The 23,418-nt window shown below is 73.8% G+C and carries 23 protein-coding genes; 6 read left to right on the forward strand and 17 right to left on the reverse strand.

Annotated elements, in window-relative coordinates; genetic code table 11:
* Positions 1-593: 593 nt before the first annotated feature.
* The 4 genes from ACGFSH_RS09430 to tsaB are packed head-to-tail and all read right to left on the reverse strand — an operon-like array spanning position 594 to position 3,177.
* The gene (locus ACGFSH_RS09430; RefSeq protein ID WP_393346572.1) at positions 594-857 is read right to left on the reverse strand and encodes a hypothetical protein; all 264 of its coding nucleotides are present in this window, start codon (positions 855-857) and stop codon (positions 594-596) included.
* A gap of 10 nt (positions 858-867) precedes the next feature.
* The gene (gene tsaD / locus ACGFSH_RS09435) at positions 868-1,971 is read right to left on the reverse strand and encodes a tRNA (adenosine(37)-N6)-threonylcarbamoyltransferase complex transferase subunit TsaD (RefSeq protein ID WP_393346574.1); all 1,104 of its coding nucleotides are present in this window, start codon (positions 1,969-1,971) and stop codon (positions 868-870) included.
* Entirely contained in the window at positions 1,964-2,482 is a 519-nt protein-coding gene (locus ACGFSH_RS09440; RefSeq protein ID WP_393346980.1) for a GNAT family N-acetyltransferase, read from the reverse strand. Before ACGFSH_RS09440 ends, tsaD begins: the two co-directional genes overlap by 8 nt.
* 41 nt (positions 2,483-2,523) lie before the next feature.
* Positions 2,524-3,177 (reverse strand): tRNA (adenosine(37)-N6)-threonylcarbamoyltransferase complex dimerization subunit type 1 TsaB, encoded by a 654-nt coding sequence (gene tsaB / locus ACGFSH_RS09445; RefSeq protein WP_393346576.1) that lies wholly within the window; start codon positions 3,175-3,177, stop codon positions 2,524-2,526.
* Between the two features lie 111 nt (positions 3,178-3,288).
* On the opposite strand from tsaB, the gene ACGFSH_RS09450 reads away from it, so the two are divergent.
* Positions 3,289-3,834, forward strand: a complete 546-nt coding sequence (locus tag ACGFSH_RS09450) for a hypothetical protein (RefSeq protein WP_393346578.1) — start codon at positions 3,289-3,291, stop codon at positions 3,832-3,834.
* Between the two features lie 131 nt (positions 3,835-3,965).
* On the opposite strand, the gene ACGFSH_RS09455 is transcribed toward ACGFSH_RS09450, so the two are convergent.
* The 7 genes from ACGFSH_RS09455 to ACGFSH_RS09485 form a co-directional block, all read right to left on the reverse strand.
* Positions 3,966-4,160, reverse strand: a complete 195-nt coding sequence (locus tag ACGFSH_RS09455) for a hypothetical protein (RefSeq protein ID WP_393346580.1) — start codon at positions 4,158-4,160, stop codon at positions 3,966-3,968.
* 164 nt (positions 4,161-4,324) lie between these two features.
* On the reverse strand, positions 4,325-4,858 hold the full coding sequence (gene tsaE, locus ACGFSH_RS09460) for a tRNA (adenosine(37)-N6)-threonylcarbamoyltransferase complex ATPase subunit type 1 TsaE (protein ID WP_393346582.1): 534 nt from the start codon (positions 4,856-4,858) through the stop codon (positions 4,325-4,327).
* Positions 4,824-6,098 carry an alpha/beta fold hydrolase gene (locus tag ACGFSH_RS09465; protein ID WP_393346584.1) on the reverse strand — a complete coding sequence of 425 codons (1,275 nt, stop codon included), beginning with the start codon at positions 6,096-6,098 and terminating at the stop codon, positions 4,824-4,826. The genes tsaE and ACGFSH_RS09465 overlap by 35 nt, the downstream gene beginning before the upstream one ends.
* Positions 6,099-6,186: 88 nt before the next feature.
* A complete protein-coding gene (gene alr / locus ACGFSH_RS09470) occupies positions 6,187-7,350 on the reverse strand; it encodes an alanine racemase (RefSeq protein ID WP_393346586.1) in 1,164 nt (387 codons plus the stop codon).
* A gap of 34 nt (positions 7,351-7,384) precedes the next feature.
* Positions 7,385-8,254, reverse strand: coding sequence for a L,D-transpeptidase family protein (locus tag ACGFSH_RS09475; protein ID WP_393346982.1), 870 nt, complete (start codon positions 8,252-8,254; stop codon positions 7,385-7,387).
* Between the two features lie 486 nt (positions 8,255-8,740).
* Entirely contained in the window at positions 8,741-10,195 is a 1,455-nt protein-coding gene (locus ACGFSH_RS09480) for an NAD(P)H-hydrate dehydratase (protein ID WP_393346588.1), read from the reverse strand.
* A gap of 112 nt (positions 10,196-10,307) precedes the next feature.
* Complete coding sequence (locus tag ACGFSH_RS09485) at positions 10,308-10,679, reverse strand: holo-ACP synthase (RefSeq protein WP_069770382.1); 372 nt, start codon at positions 10,677-10,679, stop codon at positions 10,308-10,310.
* Between the two features lie 145 nt (positions 10,680-10,824).
* On the opposite strand from ACGFSH_RS09485, the gene ACGFSH_RS09490 reads away from it, so the two are divergent.
* On the forward strand, positions 10,825-11,811 hold the full coding sequence (locus ACGFSH_RS09490) for a hypothetical protein (RefSeq protein WP_393346590.1): 987 nt from the start codon (positions 10,825-10,827) through the stop codon (positions 11,809-11,811).
* A complete protein-coding gene (locus ACGFSH_RS09495; protein WP_393346592.1) occupies positions 11,808-13,583 on the forward strand; it encodes a M16 family metallopeptidase in 1,776 nt (591 codons plus the stop codon). The genes ACGFSH_RS09490 and ACGFSH_RS09495 overlap by 4 nt, the downstream gene beginning before the upstream one ends.
* A gap of 91 nt (positions 13,584-13,674) precedes the next feature.
* Here ACGFSH_RS09495 and glmS read toward each other — a convergent pair whose 3' ends face one another.
* Positions 13,675-15,522 (reverse strand): glutamine--fructose-6-phosphate transaminase (isomerizing), encoded by a 1,848-nt coding sequence (glmS, locus tag ACGFSH_RS09500; RefSeq protein ID WP_393346594.1) that lies wholly within the window; start codon positions 15,520-15,522, stop codon positions 13,675-13,677.
* 285 nt (positions 15,523-15,807) lie between these two features.
* Between glmS and coaA the strand changes: the two genes are divergently transcribed.
* Together coaA and ACGFSH_RS09510 are read left to right on the forward strand one after the other, a co-directional pair.
* Entirely contained in the window at positions 15,808-16,776 is a 969-nt protein-coding gene (coaA, locus tag ACGFSH_RS09505; RefSeq protein WP_393346984.1) for a type I pantothenate kinase, read from the forward strand.
* A 16-nt stretch (positions 16,777-16,792) separates the two neighbouring features.
* Positions 16,793-17,731: a DUF389 domain-containing protein gene (locus ACGFSH_RS09510; RefSeq protein ID WP_393346596.1), complete on the forward strand. Its 939-nt coding sequence runs from the start codon at positions 16,793-16,795 to the stop codon at positions 17,729-17,731.
* 111 nt (positions 17,732-17,842) lie between these two features.
* Here ACGFSH_RS09510 and glmM read toward each other — a convergent pair whose 3' ends face one another.
* The 3 genes from glmM to rplM all read right to left on the reverse strand — a co-directional run bounded on the left by glmM (position 17,843) and on the right by rplM (position 20,531).
* Positions 17,843-19,201, reverse strand: coding sequence for a phosphoglucosamine mutase (gene glmM / locus ACGFSH_RS09515; RefSeq protein WP_393346598.1), 1,359 nt, complete (start codon positions 19,199-19,201; stop codon positions 17,843-17,845).
* A 320-nt stretch (positions 19,202-19,521) separates the two neighbouring features.
* Positions 19,522-20,043 (reverse strand): 30S ribosomal protein S9, encoded by a 522-nt coding sequence (gene rpsI, locus ACGFSH_RS09520; protein WP_069770389.1) that lies wholly within the window; start codon positions 20,041-20,043, stop codon positions 19,522-19,524.
* Positions 20,044-20,087: 44 nt separating this feature from the next.
* Entirely contained in the window at positions 20,088-20,531 is a 444-nt protein-coding gene (rplM, locus tag ACGFSH_RS09525) for a 50S ribosomal protein L13 (protein WP_020132189.1), read from the reverse strand.
* Between the two features lie 435 nt (positions 20,532-20,966).
* Here rplM and ACGFSH_RS09530 point away from each other — a divergent pair, with 435 nt between their 5' ends.
* A complete protein-coding gene (locus ACGFSH_RS09530) occupies positions 20,967-21,842 on the forward strand; it encodes a hypothetical protein (RefSeq protein ID WP_393346601.1) in 876 nt (291 codons plus the stop codon).
* Between the two features lie 37 nt (positions 21,843-21,879).
* Here the strand turns inward: ACGFSH_RS09530 and truA are convergent, their stop codons facing one another.
* Entirely contained in the window at positions 21,880-22,737 is an 858-nt protein-coding gene (gene truA / locus ACGFSH_RS09535) for a tRNA pseudouridine(38-40) synthase TruA (protein ID WP_393346603.1), read from the reverse strand.
* A 139-nt stretch (positions 22,738-22,876) separates the two neighbouring features.
* Positions 22,877-23,362: a 50S ribosomal protein L17 gene (rplQ, locus tag ACGFSH_RS09540; protein ID WP_329412722.1), complete on the reverse strand. Its 486-nt coding sequence runs from the start codon at positions 23,360-23,362 to the stop codon at positions 22,877-22,879.
* Positions 23,363-23,418 lie beyond the last annotated feature (56 nt).

A 23,418-nucleotide genomic window follows, 5' to 3' on the forward strand; every position in this document is an offset into this window, starting at 1 on the left:
GGCCACACCGGCGCCGGCGGACCGAACTCCGCCGGCCCCGCGGCCGTCCACCCGTGCCTGCCCTGGGCACCCCCGTCGGGCGCGCCCGACGCCCTGGCCCCGCACCGGAAGCCGCACGGCCCACGCCGGCGGTCGTGCGACGCCGGCCCCGCGGCCGCCGGACTCCGGACGCCCGAGCCGGCCCGCCCGGACCGGCTCCCGCACCGGCCGGGCCGACGGCGGCTCCAGCCGCCGGTCCACGACCGCGGCACGCGCGTACCGGCCCACCGGGGACGGCCGCCAGGACGCCTCCAGCACCCGCAGCCCCGCCACCCGGCCACCCCGGCGGAAACGGCCGAGCCCGGCCACCCGGCCACTGGCACCCGGCCCACCCGCGGCACCCCGGAGACCCGCGAACCCGGCCGGCTCCAGCCGCCGGTCCACGACCGCGGCACGCGCGTACCGGCCCACCGGGGACGGCCGCCAGGACGCCTCCAGCACCCGCAGCCCCGCCACCCGGCCACCCCGGCGGAAACGGCCGAGCCCGGCCACCCGGCCACTGGCACCCGGCCCACCCGCGGCACCCCGGAGACCCGCGGAGCCGGCCGTGGTCGTCAGTGCTCGTCGGCCACCGGCTCGAACCGCCACCGGTGCACCGTCCGGGTCACCAGTTCCCCGTCGGGCTCGGGCAGTTCGGGGAGGCCGGCGTCGTCGTACCCGGCGTCCCACCAGGTGATCACCAGCACCCGGTCCTGCGGGGCCCGGAAGGTCTCGCGGCGCAGCGGCGGCGGCGACAACTCCTGCGCCCGCGCCCACGCCAGCAGTTCCGCGCCCCGCCCGGCGGCCGCCCGGGCCTCCCACATCAGCGCGACGCTCATGACGCGATCCTCATGAGTACAGGTTGTCCTTGGCCGTCTCGTGCACGTGGTCGTGGTCGTGCGCGTGCGGGCTGCCCGGCACGTGTGGCTCGGTCACCGGCAGCGAGGAGTCCGCCGACAGGTCCCAGCCCGACGCGGCCCGGCCCCGGGCCACCATCTCCGCGCCGAGCGCCGCCACCATCGCGCCGTTGTCGGTGCACAGCTTGGGGCGCGGCACGCGCAGCCGGATGCCGGCGGCCTCGCAGCGCTCCTGGGCCAGGGCCCGCAGCCGGGAGTTGGCGGCCACGCCGCCGCCGATCATGAGGTGGTCGACGCCCTCGTCCTTGCAGGCCCGCACGGCCTTGCGGGTGAGGACGTCGACGACCGCCTCCTGGAAGGAGGCCGCCACGTCCCGCACCGGCACGTCCTCGCCCGCCGCCCGCTTCGCCTCGATCCAGCGGGCCACCGACGTCTTCAGCCCGGAGAAGGAGAAGTCGTACGCGGGGTCGCGCGGGCCGGTGAGGCCGCGTGGGAACGCGATGGCCGACGGGTCGCCCTCGCGCGCGTAGCGGTCGATGACCGGGCCGCCCGGGAAGCCCAGGTTCAGCACGCGGGCGATCTTGTCGAAGGCCTCGCCCGCCGCGTCGTCGATGGTCGCGCCCAGGGGACGGACGTCGGAGGTGATGTCGGTGGACAGCAGCAGGGAGGAGTGGCCGCCGGAGACCAGCAGGGCCATCGTCGGCTCGGGCAGCGCGCCGTGCTCCAGCTGGTCCACGCAGATGTGCGAGGCGAGGTGGTTCACGCCGTAGAGGGGCTTGCCGAGGGCGTAGGCGTACGCCTTCGCCGCCGAGACGCCGACCAGCAGGGCGCCGGCGAGTCCGGGGCCGGCCGTGACCGCGATGCCGTCGAGGTCGTTCGGGCTCACCCCCGCTTCCTTCAGCGCCCGGTGGATGGTCGGCACCATCGCCTCCAGGTGGGCCCGGGAGGCCACCTCGGGCACGACCCCGCCGAAGCGGGCGTGCTCGTCGACGCTGGAGGCGATCGCGTCGGCCAGCAGGGTCGTGCCGCGCACGACGCCGACGCCGGTCTCGTCGCAGGAGGTCTCGATCCCCAGTACGAGGGGTTCGTCAGCCATGGGTCTCGGTTCCTTGTGTTCCGGCTACGGATGTCGTCGGGTCGGTCAGGCGCATCACCAGGGCGTCCACGTTCCCCGGCTGGTAGTAGCCGCGGCGGAAGCCGATGGCCTCGAAGCCGAAGCGCTCATAGAGCTTCTGGGCGCGGATGTTGTCGATCCGGCACTCCAGCATGACCTCGGCGCACTCGAACGAGGTCGCCGCCCGCAGCAGTTCGGTGAGCAGCCGGCCGCCGAGACCGGTGCCCCAGTGGTCGCGGGCGACGGCGATGGTCTGGACGTCGGCGAGGTCCCCGGCGGCGGCCAGGCCCGCGTACCCGACGATCCGCCCTGCGGCTCCCCCGGCCCCGTCGTCGCGGCTGCCGCCGGGGGCGACGGCGACGAGGTAGCGCCGGGTTGCCTCGGGGCCGCGGGCGTGGGCCAGGTCGGACCAGAACATGCCCCGCGACCAGGCGTCCTCGGGGAAGAGGTCCTTCTCCAGTTCCAGCACGGGCTCGATGTCCCACCAGCGCATCTCGCGCAGCACGGGCTGTCCGGGCGGGTTGACGGTGTCGGTCACTTGGGGGTGACCACCTTGTAGTTCTTCGGCACCTGGGCGTCCGGCCGGCGCAGGTACAGCGGACGGGGGGCGGGGAGTTCCTCGCCCGCGGCCAGCCGTTCGGCGGCGAGGCCCGCGAGCGCCGCGGCGCTGACGTGCTCGGGTTCGTGCGCGTCGGGGAAGGTGTCCGGGTAGAGCAGCGCGCCCGCGCCGACGGCGGGCAGTCCGGCCACCTCGTCGGCGATGTCGGCGGGCCGGTCCACGGCGGGATCCGAGAGCCGCGTGCGGGAATCGGCGTAGCGGGCCCAGTAGACCTCCTTGCGGCGGGCGTCGGTCGCCACGACGAAGGGGCGTCCGAGGCCGGACCCGTACGCGAGCCCGTCGAGCGTGCACAGGCCGTGCACGGGGACGCCGAGCGCGAGTCCGAAGGTGTCGGCGGTCATCAGGCCGACGCGCAGTCCGGTGTAGGGGCCGGGGCCGACGCCGACGACGATCCCGGTGACGGCGTCGAGCCGGAGCCCGGCGCCGGCGAGCAGCCGGTCGACGGCCGGCAGCAGCAGCTCACCGTGGCGGCGCGCGTCCACCTGGGCGGAGGAGGCGACGACGTCCGTGCCGTCGTGCAGCGCGACGGTGACGGCGGGGGTGGCGGTATCCAGAGCGAGCAAGAGCACGCAAACAGCCTACGGCTCCCGTGCCCCGGAAACGGCCGCACCGGCCGAACGTCCGATCACTGCTAACGTCGCCGCGAAACGTGACGTACAGGACAGACGGGACGGTCGGCCATGCCAAGCAACAGCTCGACTTTCGTGGCCGGGCTCACCGCGGCGGCCCTCGCGGCGGTCGGATTCCTCGGTTACCAGGCGTCGGCTAACGCGCCCGCCGACCTGGACGGGCGGCAGAGCGGCGGGGCCCCGGCGAACGAGACGCACCAGAGCCGGCGGAACCCGGCCGCGCTGCCCGCCGGCTCCGGCGCCGGCGAGCGGGTGGTCTACTCGCTGGCCGGCGACCGGGTGTGGCTGGTCGGGCCGCACGACGTGGTCACGCGCACGTTCGAGGTCGCGCCGGGCAGCGTGGACCCGCTGCCGGGCAGGTATGTCGTCACCTCCCGCTCGGGCGCCGTCACCGGCACCGACGGCACCCCCATCGAGCACGTCGTGCGCTTCACCACCGCGCAGGGGGCGACGATCGGCTTCAGCGCGGCGCTGGACGGCTCGATGCCGGAGCCGGACCCGACGGTGCGGACGGGCGGCATCCGGGAGACCGTCGCGGACGGCGCCGCGATGTGGACGTTCGCGACGATCGGACGCGGGATCGTCGTCGTCCCGTAGAAGGACCACGGGCAGCGGGACCGCGGACCGCGGCAGAGGACCCCGACGGACGCCGGTGAGTGACCCGTAGGAGTGATCCTCGGAGGGCTCGGAAGCCCAGGGCTCGAAGCGCGGGGCTCGGGGAGGGCGGCTCAGGCGGCCCTGCGGCGCTCGGCGGGCCGGCGCCGTCCGGCGGCCGGGGGGTGCGCGACCGTCGACGGGTCGGGCAGCCGCGGCGGCGTCGAGACGGCCTCCGCGGCCGCGCAGGACGCCAGCAGGTCGCGCATCGACACGGGGGCGAGCGGGGACGGCCGCGCGGACCGGGGCGTGGGCTCGGGGACCGGCATGAACGCCTCCTGCTGCTCGGGGGCGGGCGTGGTTAGGCAGACCTAACCACGGGCTCGGTACCATGTGACCACGGCGAAGACGCCGCACGCAACATTTTGCCGACACCCTGTCGGAACATTCACGAGCAGGCGCGCGAGGGTCCGGACGGCCTCGTCCCCGGAGGTCAGCCCGCCAGCGTGCCGAGGTCCGCCGCGGCCCACCGCGACCCGGTCCCCGTCACCGTCACGTGCCGCACCTCGTCGGAGGTGTCGCCGACGGCCCGGTGGATGCGGACGTGCAGCCGGTCGTCGGTCAGCTCCTCGACCTTGCCCTCGCCCCACTCCACGACGACCACCGACTCCGGCAGCGAGACGTCGAGGTCCAGGTCCTCCATCTCGTCGAGCCCGCCGCCCAGCCGGTACGCGTCGACGTGGACGAGCGGCGGACCTCCGGCGAGCGAGGGGTGCACCCGGGCGATCACGAAGGTCGGCGAGGTGACCGCGCCCCGGACCCCGAGGCCCTCGCCGAGGCCGCGGGTGAGCGTCGTCTTGCCCGCCCCCAGTTCCCCGCTGAGCATCACGAGGTCGCCGGCGCGCAACAGGCCGGCCAGACGACGGCCCAGGTCCGTCATCGCCCCGGGAGAGCCGACCACGATGTCCACGACGTTCTGCGCGGCCTCCGGCTCAACCGGGCTGCGCGGTGCTGCTGGTGCTTCCATAACCGTTCACGGTAGCTCCTGCGGGCACGGCGCCCGCACGGGTGAGCAGGTCGGCGAGCCGGTCGGTGACCACTTCCGGGTGCTCCAGCATCACCAGGTGCCCGGCGTCCGGCACGAGCACCAGCTCCGCGTCCGGCAGCAGGTCGGCGATGGCCTCGCTGTGCTCGCTCGGCGTGACCAGGTCGCCGGTCCCGGCCAGTACCAGCACCGGCATGTCCGTGAAGGAGGCGAGCGCCTCGGTCTTGTCGTGATCGGTGAACGCCGGGTAGAACTCGGCGACCACGTCGATCGGCGTGCCCTCGATCATCCGCTCGGCGAACCGCGCCACCGCCGGGTCGACGTCCCGCGAGGCGAACGAGTACCGCTTGATTATCCCGGCGAACAGGTCGGCCGTGGCCCGCCGGCCCTTCTCCACCAGGGCCGCCTGCTGCCCGAGCGCCTTCAGTATCCCCGGCAGCACCCGCCGCACCGCGTTCACACCGGCGACCGGCAGCCCGAAGTTGACCTCGCCGAGCCGCCCGGACGACGTCCCCACGAACGCGGTGGCGACGACCCGCTCGCGGATCAGCTCGGGATACAGGGCGGCCAGGGCCATGACCGTCATCCCGCCCATGGAGTGGCCGACCAGCACGATCGGCCCCTCCGGCACGGCCGCGCCGAGGACGGCCTTCAGATCGCGCCCCAGCTGGTCGATGGTGACCGGCACGCCGTCCCGCGTCTGGGCCCGGCCCCGCCCGGAGCGGCCGTGGCTGCGCTGGTCCCAGTACACGGTCCGCACGACGCCCCGCAGGGCCGCCCGCTGGTAGTGCCAGGAGTCCTGGTTGAGGCAGTAGCCGTGACTGAAGACCACGGTGACGGGGAGCGGGGCCTTGCGCCCGAACAGCCTGCGCCGCCGGCCGGCCGGACCGCCCTGCGGCTCGGCCTCGTCGACCTCGTAGTACAGCTCGGTGCCGTCGTCGGCGACCGCCTTGCCCGGGGCGCCGCGCAGCCCGCCGTACGGTCCCGCCGAGTCCAGGGCCAGCCGGGCCTTCGCCCGCATGCCCCGCCCGACGGTCATCCGCTCCAGGGCGACTCCGGCCGCGGCGCCCGCGGCGATCACGCCTATCGCGGCGCCGGCGACGCCGGTCGTCCGGCGCCAGCCCCCGGCCGCCCCCGTGGCGGAGGCGGCGACGACCGCCGTGGCGGCGCTCGCCACCGCCTCCGCGCCGGACGTCACCACCTCCGCGCTGCTCTCGCTCACGTACCGCTCCCTCTTCGGCCGATGTCCGTCACCTGACTGCCGGTTACCCGTCCCGTCGCGCATTCACCTGAGCCGGGGCCCGGACGCGTCATTCATTCACATAGACGCGGGGAACCCGCACTCCGATGCGTGTGACGATCTCGTATCCGATGGTTCCGGCCGCCTGCGCCCAGTCCTGCGCCGTGGGCTCGCCCCGGTCGCCGGGACCGAACAGCACGGCCTCCGCTCCGGGGCCGGGGTCGTCGCCGCCGAGGTCGACGACGAACTGGTCCATCGCGATGCGCCCGGCGGCCGTGCGCCACTTGCCGCCGACCAGCACCGGGCCGGTCCCGGAGGCGTGCCGCGGAACGCCGTCGGCGTAGCCGAGGGGCACCAGCCCCAGCGTCGTCTCCCCCGGCGTCACGTAGTGGTGGCCGTAGCTCACGCCGTGGCCGCCCGGAGCGTGCTTCACCAGGGCCAGCGAGGCCGCGAGGGTCATCACCGGGCGCAGCCCGAGGTCGGCGGAGGAGCCCAGCTCGGGGGCGGGTGAGAGGCCGTACATCGCGATGCCCGGACGGACCAGGTCGAGGTGGCTCTGCGGAAGCGTGAGCGTGGCCGGGGAGTTGGCGATGTGCCGCACCTCGGGCCGGACGCCCGCCCGCTCGGCGTGGGCCCTCATCTCGTGGAACAGGGCGAGCTGGGCGGCGACGGAGGGATGCCCGGGCTCGTCGGCGCAGGCGAAGTGCGACCACAGGCCGGTGATCCGCACCAGGCCCTCGCGCTCGGCGCGCAGCGACTGCGCCACGAGTTCCGCCCAGTCCGCGGGCTGGCAGCCGTTGCGTCCGAGCCCGGTGTCGGCCTTGAGCTGGACCCTGGCCGGCCGGCCCGCGGCGCGGGCCGCCTCCTCGACCTCCCGCAGCGCCCACAGCCCGCTCACGGACACGTCGAGGCCGGCGTCGACGGCCTCCCGCCAGGGACCGCCCGGCGTCCACAGCCAGCACATGATCCGGACGTCGGCCGGCAGGACGCCGTCCGCGCGCAGCGCCAGCGCCTCCTCGGGCGTGGCGACGCCCACCCAGGTGGCGCCGGCCTCGACGGCCGCGCGGGCGCACGCCACGGCGCCGTGGCCGTAGCCGTCGGCCTTCACCACGGCCATGAACGCCGCGCCCGGCGCCGTGGCGCGCAGGGTCCGCACGTTGGCCCGCAGCGCGGCCAGGTCGATCTCGGCGCGGGCGCGCGACGGGGCGGTGCTCGGGGCGGTGGTCTCACTCATCGCGCCCAGTGTCTCAGAGCGCCCGGACCGCCCCTCAGGTACCGGGCCGCCGCCCCCACACATAGACGCGGTCGCCCTTCTTCAGCACGTTCCACAGCCTGCGCGCGTCGCCGAGCGTGAGGTTGACGCAGCCCATGGAGCCGACGAGGGTGTGGAGGGTGTCGTAGACGGCGTGGAAGGCCTCGCCCCCGTCGAAGAACTGGGCGTAGGGCATGGGGGTGCCGTACAGGCTGGACACGTGGTTCTTGTGGCGCCAGTAGACGGTGTGCCAGCCCCTGCGGGTCGGGTGGGCGACCCGCCCGCTGCGCATCTCGACGGGCCCGAAGACCACCTTCGTCCCCTTCTGGACCCAGGTGAGCTGGCGGTCGAGGTCGACGCACGCGACCCGGTACGAGCGCACCGGGCACTTCTTCGCCGCGTTCGGGTTCCCACGGGCGGCGACCAGCTGCATCCGCGCCCAGGTGACGGGCCCCGCGAATCCGATCGCGGGCGTGATCCCCTGCGCCCGCTGGAAGGCGCGGATCGCCTCGCAGTCGGCGGCCGACTGCCTGCCGTCCGCCGGCCGCTTCAGCCATCGCTCGACCGCCCGCTGATACGGCCCGGTCCGCTTCGTGCACGCCGTGCGGGAGACGACGTCGGCCGGCGGCACGTACTCGACCGGCGCATAGGTCCCGGGCGCGGCGTCCGGCGGCTCGACGGCGTCCTCGGCGGCGCTCGGCTCGTACACCGTGGGCGGCAGCGCCTGGTCGGGCGTGTCGAGCTGCCACGGCCGGTACGTCCCCGTCGGCGCCCCGGCCACGAGCCACGTCTCGATGCCGGGCGGCGCGGGGGCGGCCCGGGCGGGGCTCGCCAGGGACAGCAGGGACGCGCCGGCCAGCAGCGCGGCGACGACTCGTGTGCTCATCATCCGATCAGCCAAACGCGCCCCCACCCCCCACCGCCCCCGACGCGCGGCGAAGGTCCCTCTTAAGAGCACCCCCGCCCCCCCGCCCGGCCTCACGAACCCCGGCCCGCTCCCCCGCGTCCGACCCGGCAGGGCGGCGGACGGAGGGCGGACCCGCAGGGACGGACCCGCAGGGCCCGGCCCCTCAGCCCCCGGGCCCGGCCCCTCAGCCCCCGGGCCCGCGGAGCGCGGGCCCGCGCGACCCCGAGGCCCGCCGGACCCGAACCCGCACGCACCGTCCCCGACCCACCGGTCCCGCGCCGACCGGTCCCGCAGGCGTCGGGCTCCGCAAGGCGTGACCTCCGCGCCTCCGCGCCGCCGCGCCCCGGCCCCCGGCCCCCGGCCCCCGGCTGGCAAGGCTCAGCCCCGTGCGCGCCCGGCCCGCAAAGCCCGCCCCCGCCCGCCCCAAGGCGCCCCCGTGCGGCCCCGCAGGTCCCGGGCCCGGCCTCAGTCGCGTGTGGTGCGGTCGCGCACGTCTCGCCAGGCCTCGGGGACGGCTTCGGCCACGTCATGGGCACCCACCGGGGCGCCGTGGGCCGCGAAGCGTCCGGCGAGGCCGTGCAGGTACGCGCCCACGCTCCCCGCGTCCAGTGCGCTCAGCCCCGCCGCGAGCAGCGAGCCCGCGAGGCCCGACAGGACGTCCCCGCTGCCGGCCGTGGCCAGCCAGGCGGTGCCCGTGGCGTTCACCCGCACCACGCCCGTGCCGCCCTCCTGCGCGACCAGCGTGGTCGAGCCCTTCAGGAGGACGGTCGCCCGGTACCGCGCCGCCAGTTCGCGCGCCGCCGCCAGCCGGGCCCGCTCCACCTCCTCGCGCGCCACGCCCAGCAGCGCGGCCGCCTCCCCGGCGTGCGGGGTCATCAGCGTCGGCGCGGTGCGGCCGCGCACGGCTGCGGCGTCGGCGAGCCGCAGCCCGTCGGCGTCGACCAGCACCGGCACGTCGGCCGCCAGCACCTCCGCCACCGTCCCGGCGTCGTCCCCGGCGCCCGGTCCGACGACCCAGGCCTGCACCCGCCCGGCCTGCTTCGGCCCGCGGTCGGAGACGAGGGTCTCGGGGAACCGTGCGAGGACCGCGTCCCCGGCCGGGCCGACGTACCGCACGGCCCCCGCCCCGCCGCGCAGCGCCCCCGACACGGCGAGCACGGCGGCCCCCGGATAGCGCTCGGACCCGGCGGCGATCCCGACGACGCCCCGCCGGTACTTGTCGCTCTCGCCGCCCGGCGTCGGCAGCAGGGCGGCCACGTCCGCGTGCTGAAGGGCCTCCAGTTCGGGCCGCTCGGGCAGTGCGGCCCGAAGGCCGATGTCGACGAACCGCACCGAACCGGCGTGCTCCCGGCCGGGATCGACGAGCAGCCCCGGCTTGTGGGCGCCGAAGGTGACGGTCAGGTCGGCGCGGATCGCGTCGCCGGGCACCTCGCCGGTGTCGGCGCCGACGCCGCTCGGCAGGTCGACGGCGACGACGGCGGCCCGCGACGCGGCGACGAGGGCGGCCAGCGCGGCCGCCGGCGGCCGCAGCCCGCCCCGGCCGCCGATCCCGACGATGCCGTCGAGCACGAGGTCCGCCCGCCGGACGGCCCCCTCGGCCTTGTCGGGCGCGACCGTGCGTCCACCGGCGCGCAGCAGGGCCGTCAGCCCGCCGGCGTGCGTGCGCTCCGGCGCGAGCAGCACCGCGGTCACGCCCGCACCGCGCCGGGCGAGCCGGGCGCCCGCGTACAGGGCGTCGCCCCCGTTGTCGCCGCTGCCGACGAGCAGCACGACCCGGCGCCCGTAGACGCGTCCCAGCAGGTCGGCGCAGGCGGCGGCGAGCCCGGCGGCGGCCCGCTGCATGAGCGCCCCCTCCGGGAGCCGGGCCATCAGCTCCCGTTCGGCACGGCGGACGGTCTCGGCACAGTAGGCAGTACGCATACGCCGAGTCTGCCCCGGCCCGTGCCGCCTCCGCACGCGGCCGACACGGCAGACGCGGCCGACACGGCAGACGCGGTCGGTCGAGGCCGCCGGCCCGGCCGCCGCGGCCGGCTCAGCCCTCGGCCACCACCACCGCGGAGGCGACGCCCGCGTCGTGACTCAGCGACACATGCCATCCGGTGACGCCCAGTTCGGCCGCCCGGGCGGCGACGCTCCCGCGCACCCGCAGCCGCGGCCGTCCGCTCTCCTCGACGTACACCTCGGCGTCGGTCCACAGCAGTCCGGGCGGAGCCCCCAGCGCCTTCGCGAGCGCCTCCTTCGCGGCGAACCGCGCAGCCAGCGAGGCGGCCCCCCTGCGGCCGCCGCCGGGCAGCAGCAACTCGCTGTCCAGGAAGAGCCGTCGGGCGAGCCCCGGCGTCCGCTCCAGCGACGCGGCGAACCGCTCGATCTCGGCCACGTCGATACCGACCCCGATGATGCTCATGCCGAGCACCCTAAGGCCGCGCTGTCACCGCCTGCTGCTAGCCTGCGGCGACTTGATCACATCAGGTCGAGAGCAGGATTCCACCGCCGCGCGCCCTGGGGGGCCAGCCCGCGCGCCGCGGACAGCGACGCCAGGGGGCGGAGGCATGACCAGCATCACCGACGGCATGACGAGCGGCGAGGCGCCCGGCTCGCGGGGGCCGACGTTCGACCCGTACGACAACCTGCCCGAGCTGATCCCGATGCGCACCGCCGCACAGGCCGGGGACTGGCCGGCCGTGCGGGACCGGTTCGCGGGGCTCGGCTCGGCCGACGAACTGGCCACCGCGTCCAGCCTCCTCGCCGACATCGCCGGCGCCGAGAACTTCCTGGAGCGGGCGGCCGCGGAACACCCCGACGACCCGCTGCCGCGCGCCCTGCTCGCCGAGCGGTACGTGTACATCGGCTGGAACATCCGCAGCGGGGCCCGCGCGCAGCACGTCTCGCGGGACCAGTTCAACCAGTTCCACGACTGGCTGCGGCGGGCCGAGCAGCTGCTGATCGACGTCTGCGCCGAGCACCCCGGCCACGCGCCCGCGTGGACCGCCCGGCTGATGACCGCCCGCGGTCTGGAGCTGGGGCAGGCCGAGGCGCGCCGCCGCTACGACCGGCTGTCGGCCCACCACCCGCACCACTTCCGCGCCCAGACGCAGCTGCTCCAGCAGGTGTGCCCGAAGTGGGGCGGCTCCTGGGACGCGGCGCACGGCTTCGCGCGCGAGTGCGCGACCGCCGCCCCCGACGGCTCGAACTCCGGCGCCCTGGTCGCGCTCGCGCACATCGAGCGCTGGCTGGACCTGGACGGCGGCGAGGACGCGGCCTACATGCGCGGCCAGTCGGTCCGCGACGACCTGCGGCACGCCGCCCGGGTGTCCGTGCTGCACCCCGCCCACCGGCCCGACTGGAACTCGATCGGCGCGCACAACGCGTTCGCGTTCGCCTTCTCGCTCGGCAACCACTGGGCGGACGCGGCCCCGCACTTCGCGTTCCTCGGCGACCGCGCCTCCGAGTCCCCCTGGCACTACCTGCCCGACAAGAAGTCGTCGTTCCTCAAGTGCCGCAAGGCCGCGCTGGACACCCGAGGAGGCGCCCGATGACCACGGACCTGCACAAGCCCGGCCCCGGCGACGCCCGCACCCCCGGCCCGGCCGACGGTCTCGCCGCTCTGGACGGCCTGGTCGCGCACACCACCGTCGACGGCATACCGGCCCTGCACGCCCCCGCCTCCGGCAACGAGATCACCGCCGGTCTGTTCTTCCGGGTGGGCCGTGCCGACGAGACCCTGGCGACCGCCGGCATCACCCACCTCGTCGAGCACCTCGCCCTGCACCGGCTGGGCCTGTCCGACCTGCACTACAACGGCGCGACGGCGAACGCCTACACCCTCTTCCACGTGACCGGCAGCGAGGAGGAGGTCGTCGAGTACCTCAACAGCGTGTGCGCCGGGCTGCGGGACCTGCCGATGCAGCGGCTGGAGACCGAGAAGGAGATCCTGCGCACCGAGGCGGCCGGGCGCGGCGGCGGTCCCCACCACCAGATGCCGCTGTGGCGTTACGGCGCGCAGGGCTACGGCCTGTCCAGCTACAGCGAGCTGGGCACCTGGGGGCTGACGCCCGACCAGGTCCGCTCCTGGGCCGAGACCCGCTTCACCAGGGACAACGCGGTGCTGTGGATCACCAGCGACCGCATCCCCGACGGCCTGGACCTCACCCTCCCCGCAGGCTCCCGCCTCCCCGCGCCGGCCGCGACCAGCGCCCTGCCCACCACGCCCGCCTACATCGGCGGCGACGACGGCCATGTCGTCCTCACCTCCGTGCTGCGGCGCTCCACGGCGGCCTCCGTCTTCGCCGAGGTGCTCGGCCGGGCCCTCTTCAGGGACCTGCGCCAGGAGGGCGGCTACTCCTACTCGGCGGAGGCGGACTACAGCCCGCGCGACGCCCGGTTCGCCACGCTCACCGCGTACGCCGACGCCCTCCCGCAGAAGCAGGACGCGGTCGTCGGCGGGTTCGTCGACACGCTCGCCCGGCTGCGCGCGGGCCGCATCGAGCAGGCCGAGCTGGACTCCGCCCGCGGCAAGCTCCGCAAGATGTACGACATCCCCGACCTGGGGGCCGCCACCCTGCCCTCGTACGCGCTGGGCCTGCTCCTCGGGCACCGCATCCTCAGCCCCGAGCAGCACAGGGCGGAGCTGGACGCCGTGACCGTCCAGGACCTGCACGAGGTCGCTCGGGAGGCGTGGGGGAACGCGCTCATGCAGGCGCCCGGCCGGGGCCTCGACTGGGCGGGGCTGACGGCCGCCCCGCAGCACTCGGAGGCCGCGGTCGTCGGCACCCGCCACCAGTCCCTGGAGGACGAGGACGTCACGCTGGTCATCGGCGCGGAGGGCGTGAGCCTGCTGACCCCGAGGGGCCCGGTCACCGTCCGGTACGACGCCTGCGCGGCGATGACCACCCGGCCCGACGGCTCCCGCGCCCTCACCGGTCACGACGGGTTCTCGGTCACCGTCGAGCCGACGCTCTTCCGGGGCGTGACGCCGGAGCGCGTCGCCGCGATCGACGCGGCCGTGCCCCGGCAGACGACGGTGCCGCTGCCGGCCCGCGAGCCCGACCGCATCCCCCAGCCGCGCAAGCGGGCCGCCGCACCGGCGTCCGGCAGCGGCCGCTCCACTCCCGGCTGGACCGTCGCGCTGTGGCTCGTGGGCCTGCTGGCGGCGGTCTGGGGTCTGCTCTGCGCGGTGATCACGGCGGACGAGGCCGGGGCCGCCAACCCGGAGTGGGACGCGGTCGCGGGCGTCTGGATCATGGAACTCCCGCTGGTCTTCGCGGCCTGGAAGGTGTTCACGGCCCGCAGGACGCGCAGACGCGGCTGACGCGTCCGGCGGGCGGCGCGGGAAGGACCGGCGGACGGGCCCCTCCCGCGTCACCTGTTCCCGGCCGCCCCCTCCCGGCCTGCTCCACCGGCTACTCCACGGTGACCGACTTCGCCAGGTTCCGCGGCTGGTCGACCTCGTTGCCGCGGGCGGTCGCCAGCTCGCACGCGAACACCTGCAACGGGACCGTGGCGACCAGCGGTTGCAGCAGCACGGGCGTGACGGGGATACGCACCAGATGGTCGGCATACGGCACGACCTCCTCGTCCCCCTCCTCGGCGATCACGATGGTCCGCGCGCCGCGTGCCCGGATCTCCTGGATGTTGGACACGATCTTGTCGTGCAGCACGGACCGTCCGCGCGGCGAGGGCGCCACCACGACGACCGGCAGGTCCTCCTCGATGAGCGCGATGGGCCCGTGCTTCAGCTCCCCCGCCGCGAACCCCTCCGCGTGCATGTAGGCCAGCTCCTTCAGCTTGAGCGCCCCCTCCAGCGCCACGGGATGACCCACGTGCCGCCCCAGGAACAGCACCGTGTCCTTCCCCGCGAGCGAGCGCGCCAGCTCCCGCACCGGCTCCATCGTCTCCAGCACCCGCTCGACCTCGCCGGGCATCCGCGCCAGGTCCCGCACGACGGCCCGGATCTCGTCCGCCCACTTGGCGCCCCGGACCTGCGCCAGGTAGAGGGCGACCAGGTAGCACGCCACCAGCTGCGTCAGGAACGCCTTGGTGGACGCGACGGCCACCTCCGGCCCGGCGTGCGTGTAGAGGACGGCGTCCGACTCGCGGGGGATCGTCGAGCCGTTGGTGTTGCAGATGGCGAGCACCTTGGAGCCCTGCTCGCGGGCGTGCCGCAGCGCCATCAGGGTGTCCATGGTCTCGCCGGACTGCGAGACGGCGACGACGAGCGACCGTGAGTCCAGGATCGGGTCGCGGTAGCGGAACTCGCTGGCCAGCTCCACCTCGCACGGGATGCGTGCCCAGTGCTCGATGGCGTACTTGGCGATGAGGCCCGCGTGGAAGGCCGTGCCGCACGCGACGATGACGACCTTGTCCACCTCCCGCAGCTCGGCGGCCGGGATCCGCACCTCGTCGAGGGTCAGCGCGCCGGATTCGTCGACCCGGCCCAGCAGCGTGTCGGCCACGGCCTTGGGCTGCTCGGCGATCTCCTTGAGCATGAAGTAGTCGTAGCCGCCCTTCTCCGCGGCCGAGGCGACCCAGTCGATGTGGTAGGAGTGCACGTCGGCCGCGGATCCGTCGAACCCGGTGACCGTCACACCGTCCCGGCGCAGCTCGACGACCTGGTCCTGCCCCAGCTCGATCGCGGAGCGCGTGTGGGCGATGAACGCGGCGACGTCCGAGGCGAGGAAGGCCTCGCCCTCGCCGACGCCCACCACCAGCGGCGAGTTGCGGCGCGCGCCGACCACCACGTCCGGCTCGTCCGCGTGCACCGCGACCAGCGTGAACGCTCCCTCCAGCCGCCGGCACACCAGCCGCATGGCCTCGGCGAGGTCGGCGGTGGCCGAGAACTCCTCGGCGAGCAGATGCGCCACCACCTCGGTGTCGGTCTCGGACGCCAACGCGTGTCCCCGCCCGGCGAGTTCGGCCCGCAGCACGGCGAAGTTCTCGATGATCCCGTTGTGCACGACTGCGACCCGGCCGGCGTTGTCGAGATGAGGATGGGCGTTGCCGTCCGTCGGCGCGCCGTGCGTGGCCCACCGGGTGTGGCCGATGCCGGTCGTCCCGGCCGGCAGCGGCCGCTCCGTCAGCTCCTTCTCCAGGTTGACGAGCTTGCCCGCCCTCTTCGCAGCGGCGAGCCCTCCGTCGGCCGCCACGGCGACGCCCGCCGAGTCGTACCCCCGGTACTCCAGTCGCTTCAGTCCGGCCATGACGACGTCGAGCGCCGACTGAGACCCCACGTATCCCACGATTCCGCACATGATCGGCAGCGTACGGCGAAAAGACGGACGGAAAGAGCCTCCACGTGCCCGATTTCGGAAATCCTCAGGGCCAAACGGAGGACCCGGGCGCGTGAGAACCGAACACGCGGCCCGAGAAGCGAGGCCGCGGGAGGTCGACCGAAACGGACCGGAACGGCGGCGACGACCGCGGTGGGACCGGAACGGACCGGTGTCCGGCCGGGGGGGGGGAGAGCGTGACGGACCCCACCTGCCGCCCCGTTCGAACTCCGTTAACAATGGAGTGTGATCTCCCCGGTCCCCCCGATGCCCCGGAGCGCCCACCGGCACAGGCCGGAGGCGACTCCCTACCTCGACCTCACCCGAAGCGAGTGGAGCGCGCTGCGCGAGAAGACCCCGCTGCCGCTGACGGCCGAGGAGGTCGAGAAGCTGCGCGGCCTCGGCGACGTCATCGACCTCGACGAGGTGCGTGACATCTACCTCCCGCTGTCCCGCCTGCTCAACCTCTACGTCGGCGCGACGGACGGCCTGCGCGGCGCGCTCAACACCTTCCTCGGCGAACAGGGCTCGCAGTCCGGCACCCCGTTCGTGATAGGCGTCGCGGGATCCGTGGCCGTGGGCAAGTCGACCGTCGCCCGCCTCCTCCAGGCGCTGCTCTCCCGCTGGCCCGAGCACCCGCGCGTGGAGCTGGTCACCACGGACGGCTTCCTGCTCCCGACCCGGGAACTGGAGGCCCGCGGGCTGATGTCCCGCAAGGGCTTCCCCGAGTCCTACGACCGGCGCGCCCTGACCCGTTTCGTCGCCGACATCAAGGCGGGCAAGGCCGAGGTCACGGCTCCCGTGTACTCCCACCTGATCTACGACATCGTGCCGGACCGCAGACTCACCGTCCGCCGTCCCGACATCCTCATCGTCGAGGGCCTGAACGTCCTTCAGCCCGCGCTCCCCGGCAAGGACGGCCGCACCCGCGTCGGCCTCGCCGACTACTTCGACTTCAGCGTGTACGTCGACGCGAGCGCCGAGGACATCGAGAGCTGGTACCTCAACCGGTTCCGCAAGCTGCGCCGGACCGCCTTCCAGAACCCGGACTCGTACTTCAGGAAGTACACCCAGGTCTCCGAGGAGGAGGCCGTCGACTACGCCCGCGGCCTCTGGCGCACCATCAACAAGCCCAACCTGGTGGAGAACATCGCCCCCACCCGCGGCCGCGCCACCCTCGTGGTGCGCAAGGGCCAGGACCACAAGGTACGGCGCCTGAGCCTGCGCAAACTCTGACGGCTACCCTGCCCCCATGCTTCACCTGCGCCTGATCACCCCGTCGGACACCACCGAGTCCGCGGTCCGGCTGATCGAGAAGACCGTCGGCACCGCGCACGTCGTCGTGCTTCCGGGGGCGGCCCGCAACCCGGCGGGCGACGTCGTCCTGTGCGACGTGGCACGCGAGGCGGGGGACGAACTCCTCAGCGCCCTCCAGGAGATGGGCCTGGACAAGACCGGCTCGATCGCCGTGGAGAACATCGACCTGTCGCTCTCCCTGCGCGCCGACAAGGCCGAGAAGGAGGCGCCGGGCGAGGGCGCGGACGCGGTCCTGTGGGAGCACCTGACGGACGCCACCCACGAGGAGTCGACGCTCTCCGTCACCTACCTCATGTTCATCACGCTGGCCACGATGATCGCGGCCTGCGGTGTGGTCCTCGACAACGCGGTCCTCATCGTGGGGGCGATGGCGGTGGGTCCGGAGTTCGGCCCGCTGGCCGGCATCTCCACATCGATCGTGCAGCGGACGCCCCGGCTGGCCCTGCGCTCGCTGATCGCCCTGCTGGTCGGCTTCGCGGCGGCGATGGCGGTGACCGTCGGCTTCAGCCTGTTCATGGACGCGATCGATCTGTTCAGCAGGGCTCAGCTGGACGGCGACCGCCCCCAGACCGGCTTCGTCTACGCGCCGGACGCCTTCTCCTTCATCGTCGCCCTGCTGGCGGGCGTCGCCGGCACCCTCTCCCTGACGTCGGCGAAGTCCGGCGCGCTGGTGGGCGTCGCCATCTCGGTGACGACGGTCCCGGCGGCGGCGAACGCGGCCGTGGCCCTCAGCTACGGCGACACCCGCCAGACCTGGGGCTCCACGCAACAGCTTCTGCTGAACCTCCTGGGCATCGTCCTGGCGGGCACCCTGACCCTGCTGGCCCAGAAATGGCTCTGGTCGCGACGAGGCCCGCTGACCAGGGCGTCCTGACGACGCCGGACAAGGCAACTGGCCCTAGGGGCGCGGGGACCTGCGCGACAAGCCACGACGAACCCGCGGCCCGCGACGCACAGCACCCCCACCCCGAACCCGGCCTCCGCCCTAGCCCAGCGCCGACTTCACGGCGTCCGCGAGCCGGCCGGCGACGGTGCGGGCCTGGTCGATGTCGGCCGCCTCGACCATCACCCGCACCAGCGGCTCGGTCCCGGAGGGCCGCAGCAGCACCCGGCCGGTGGACCCCAGCTCCCGCTCCGCCTCGCCGACGGCGGCCGCCAGCTCGGCCGACTGCCCGACCCGGGACCTGTCGACGTCCGGAACGTTGATCAGCACCTGCGGCAGCCGCTCCATCACCGAGGCCAGATCCCGCAGCGAGCGCCCGCTCTGGGCGACGCGGGCCGCCAGCATCAGCCCGGTCAGCGTGCCGTCGCCGGTCGTCGCGTGGTCGAGGATGATCACGTGCCCGGACTGCTCGCCGCCCAGCGCGTAGCCGTGCTGCTTCATCTCCTCCAGGACGTACCGGTCGCCGACGGCGGCCTGCACCAGCTGGATCCCCTCGCGCTCCATGGCGAGCTTGAAGCCCAGGTTGGACATGACGGTCGCGACAACGGTGTCCGAGCGCAGCACGCCCCGCTCCCGCATCGACAGGGCCAGCACGGCGAGGATCTGGTCGCCGTCGATCTCCTCGCCCGTGTGGTCCACGGCGAGGCACCGGTCCGCGTCCCCGTCGTGCGCGATGCCGAGGTCGGCCCCGTGCTCGATGACGGCGGCCTTGAGCTTGTCCAGGTGGGTCGAGCCGCACCCGTCGTTGATGTTGAGCCCGTCCGGCTCGGCCCCGATGGTCACGATCTCGGCGCCGGCCCGCGTGAACGCCTCGGGCGAGACCCGCGCGGCCGCGCCGTGCGCCTCGTCCAGGACGATCTTCAGCCCGTCGAGCCGGTTCGGCAGGACGGCGATGAGGTGGGCGACGTAGCGGTCGAAGCCCTCGCTGTACGAACGCACGCGACCGACGCCGCTGCCGGTCGGACGGTCCCAGGGAGCGCCGGTGCGGTGCTCCTCGTAGACGGACTCGATCCGGTCCTCCAGCTGATCGGCGAGCTTGTGGCCGCCGCGGGCGAAGAACTTGACGCCGTTGTCGGGCATGGCGTTGTGGCTGGCGGAGAGCATCACGCCGAGGTCCGCGCCGAGCACACCGGTGAGGTACGCGACGGCGGGCGTCGGCAGCACGCCGACCTTCAGCACGTCCACGCCCGCGCTCGCCAGACCGGCCACCACGGCGGCCTCCAGGAACTCCCCGGACGCACGCGGGTCCCGTCCGACGACGGCCACCGGTCGGTGCCCCTCGAACGTCCCCGCCTCGGCCAGCACGTGCGCGGCCGCGACCGAGAGGCCGAGGGCCATCTCCGCCGTCAGATCCGCGTTGGCGACACCGCGCACGCCGTCCGTGCCGAAGAGTCGTCCCACTTGTCCTCCTGAGGAAGCGTCAGTTGCGAAAGCCTTGCGGGCGCGCCGGACGGGCCGGCCGGTCCACGGGCTCCCGCGGGACGGCGCCGCGCTTCGGGCGCCGTGTCCGGGAGCCGCGTCACGGCACCGCATGCAGGCATTTGATGCCCTGCACATCCGATCACACAAGCCTTTGAGCACCTTGTGCCGTTATACGCCCAGAGCTGCGAGAAAACGAACGCCCCGGCGACACTGTGGCGTGCCGCCGGGGCGTTCGGAGTACGTGCGGGCGGACCGGAGACCCGGCCCGACCCGGGATACGTACGAGCAGGCAGCGAAGCTTAGCGCTTGCTGTACTGCGGGGCCTTGCGGGCCTTCTTGAGACCGGCCTTCTTGCGCTCGACCGCGCGGTCGTCACGCGTGAGGAAGCCGGCCTTCTTGAGGGCGCCGCGGTTGTTGTCGACGTCGGCCTCGTTCAGCGCGCGGGCGACACCGAGACGGAGCGCACCGGCCTGACCGGAGACGCCGCCACCCGAGATGCGGGCGATGACGTCGTAGCGGTTGTCGAGCTCGAGCACCTTGAAGGGCTCGTTGACTTCCTGCTGGTGCACCTTGTTCGGGAAGTAGTCCTCGAGGGTGCGACCGTTGATCTTCCACTTCCCGGAGCCCGGAACGATCCGGACGCGGGCGATGGCGTTCTTGCGGCGGCCCAGGCCGGCCGCGGGCTGGGCCTCGCCGAAGCGGGACGCCAGGGACTCCGAGGTGTACTCGCCCTCGACGGGGACCTCGGACTCGGTGGTGTAGCTGTCGATGTCGACGAGCTCGGTCTCTTCGAGCGGCTGCTCGGCAGTGGTCTCGGCCACGGTTCTCCTCAGATTCTCTTCAGCTTGGGGTGGTGTGGCCGGACTTACTGCGCGACCTGGGTGATTTCGAACGGCACGGGCTGCTGCGCCGCGTGCGGGTGCACGTCACCCTTGTAGACCTTCAGCTTCGAGAGCATCTGACGGCCGAGCGTGTTCTTGGGGAGCATGCCCTTGACGGCCTTCTCGACGGCCTTCTCCGGGTTGTTCGCGAGGAGGTCGTCGTAGCGCACGGAGCGCAGACCGCCCGGGTACCCGGAGTGGCGGTAGGCCATCTTCTGGGTCCGCTTGTTGCCGGAGAGGTGCACCTTGTCGGCGTTGATGATGATGACGAAGTCACCGGTGTCGACGTGGGGCGCGTAGATCGGCTTGTGCTTGCCCCGCAGAAGGGACGCGGCAGTGGTGGCGAGACGGCCCAGGACGATGTCCTGAGCGTCGATGACGTGCCACTGGCGCGTCACATCGCCGGGCTTGGGGCTGTACGTACGCACGGTTCGTAGCCTTCGCTTCTTCAGTGAATTGGTCCTGACAAGGTCACCGAAGACGATCACGACAGCCCTGACCGCACTGCGGTGACGCAAACCGCGTGCTGGTCGCTGGTCATCGGCCCGGTGGACCGGTGTAAGGGCCCGTCCCGTGAGAAGAGCAAGCCAATACACAACGAAGAAGCAGAATACCCGTGCCCCGGGTGCCGGGTCAAAACGGGGCCGACCACTCACGTGAACATGTCAGCCTCGCCAGGGGAAGACGGCCGGAAACCTTCCCTCGGAGTGGCCCGCGCCACATCCCGGGCGTCCGCCTGGGAGAACGCCGTACCAACCACCCACAGATGTCGCCTTTGCCCTCCCTCACACCCCGAATCCCGCGGCCTCTCCCGCCCGTTGAGGCGGAACAGCACCCCCCGCCTCCCGTCTAAGATGCGCCCCATGAGCTATGGGCAGGGGGGACCTCAGTCCCAGTGGGATCCGTGGAAACCGAACTCCCAGCAGCCGTGGGCCACCGGCGATGACGGGCGGACCCCGGACTGGGCCGCGCTCGCCGAGGCGTCCGAGACGCGCAACAGGCGCCGCAGGCTGCTGCTCATAGGCGGCGGCGTGCTCGCCACCGTCGCCGTGGGCACCGCCGTGGCCATGGCCGTGGTGTCCGCCGACGGCAGCGACGAGGCGAACAAGCCGACCTCCTCACTGCCCGGCACCGCCGGACTGCCGAGCGCGTCGGGCACCCCGTCCTTCGCGCCCACCAGCGCACCGCCGCCGCTGGACCCCAAGGAGTTCATCTCCAGCAAGGCCAAGGACACCGCCCCCAACGGCCCCGACCTGCTCTTCCCCGGCACCCAGCTGACCATGGGCTCGGCCGTGTACAAGAAGGGCCCCAAGGCCGACAGCGCCACCTGCGCCACCGGCGCCGCGGGCACACTGCCCAAGATCCTCACCTCCAACGGCTGCACCCGCGTGATGCGCGTCACCTACACCAAGGACGGCATCGCGGTCACGGTCGGCGTGGCCGTCTTCGACTCCGAGGCACAGGCCCTGAAGGTCAAGAGCCAGGCCGCCGACAACAAGAGCATCGTCAAGGCCCTCTCCGGCGGAGGCGTCAAGGCGTTCTGCAACGGCGCGATCTGCCGCTCCACCACCAACTCCTACGGCCGGTACGCCTACTTCACGCTCACCGGCTTCACCAACGGCAAGAACGTGACGACCAAGGACACCGCCGTCTTCACCGCCGGCGACGACCTGTCCAAGTTCGCGTTCCAGCAGATCCGCCGCCGCGGCGAGGCCCAGGCGTCGGCCGCCGCCGGCTGACCGCCCGGGCCCCCGCGCCGCCGCGGGACCGACGAGGTCAGCAGCACCCGGCCCCGGGCAGCGTCCGCCTGTTGCGCGCCTCCCTGCTGCGCGCGGCGAGCAGCTCGTCGGCCGGGTAGCCGACCTCCTCCAGCGTCAGCCCGTGGGGGCGCACGACGTGCACCGCCGAGTCCCGCACACCCGCCGCGAGCACCTTCCCCGGCCACTCGGACCCGCGGTGCCCGTCCCCCACGAACAGCAGCGCCCCGATCAGCGAGCGCACCATGTTGTGGCAGAACGCGTCCGCCCGGACGGTCGCCGTGATGATCCCGTCGGCGCCCCGGACCAGACTCAGCTCCTGGAGCGTGCGGATGGTGGTCGCGCCCTCCCGCTTCTTGCAGTACGCGGCGAAGTCGTGCTCCCCGAGGAGCCGCTCGGCGGCCTCGTTCATGGCGTCCACGTCGAGCGGCCAGTCGTGCCACAGCACGTGCCCCCGCAGCAGCGGATCGACCCCGCCCGGGTTGTCGGTGACCCGGTAGGCGTACCGCCGCCACACGGCCGAGAACCGTGCGTTGAAACCCTTGGGGGCCTCCCGCAGCGCCCAGACCCGCACATCGCGCGGCAGCCGCCCGGCGAGCCGCTTCAGCAGCTTCGCGTGGTGCTCGCGCCAGACGTCCTCCGGCAGATCGACGTGGGCCACCTGGCCGCGCGCGTGCACCCCGGCGTCGGTGCGCCCGGCCACGGTCAGCTCGTACGTCGTCGCGCCGGACCGCGTGACGGTCCGCAGTGCGTCCTCGATCTCCCCCTGCACGGTCCGGCGTCCCCCGGCCTGCTTGGCCCACCCGGAGAACTCCGCGCCGTCGTAGGACAGGTCCAGCCGCACCCGGACGAACCCGGGCTGTACTTCGTCACTCACTCCTGGATCCTCTCAGCAGCACAAAGCGGGCCCGCCCCCCCGAAGGGAACGGACCCGCGATCGCCCCAGGGGGCGCGGGAGCCGCGCGACGGGCCACCACGAACACGCAGCCGCACACGCACAGCCCCCGGCAGAACGCTTACGCGTCCTTCGACTCCTCGGCGGGAGCCTCGTCGGCCTTGGTCTCCTCGACCTTGGCCTCCTCGGTCTCCTTGACCGCACGCTTCGTCGCGGCCTCGGCCTCGCCGGTCGCCTGCTGCGCGACCGTCAGCGCCTCGACCAGCTCGATGACGGCCATGGGCGCGTTGTCGCCACGGCGGTTACCGATCTTGGTGATGCGGGTGTAGCCACCGGGACGGTTCTCGTAGCGCGGGCCGATCTCGGTGAAGAGCGTGTGCACGATGCTCTTGTCCGTGATCACCTGGAGCACCTGACGGCGGTTGTGAAGGTCGCCCTTCTTCGCCTTGGTGACCAGACGCTCGGCGTACGGGCGCAGCTTGCGCGCCTTCGCCTCGGTGGTGGTGATGCGGCCGTGCTCGAACAGCGCCTTGGCGAGGTTCGCGAGAATGATCTTCTCGTGCGCGGCGCTGCCGCCCATACGGGCACCCTTGGTGGGCTTCGGCATGGTGTTTCTCCTAGGTGTCTGCCCCGGCCGTATCAGGTACCGGGGTCAGTATCCGA

The organism is Streptomyces sp. NPDC048481 (assembly GCF_043200075.1).
In the GTDB taxonomy this organism is placed as follows: domain Bacteria; phylum Actinomycetota; class Actinomycetes; order Streptomycetales; family Streptomycetaceae; genus Streptomyces.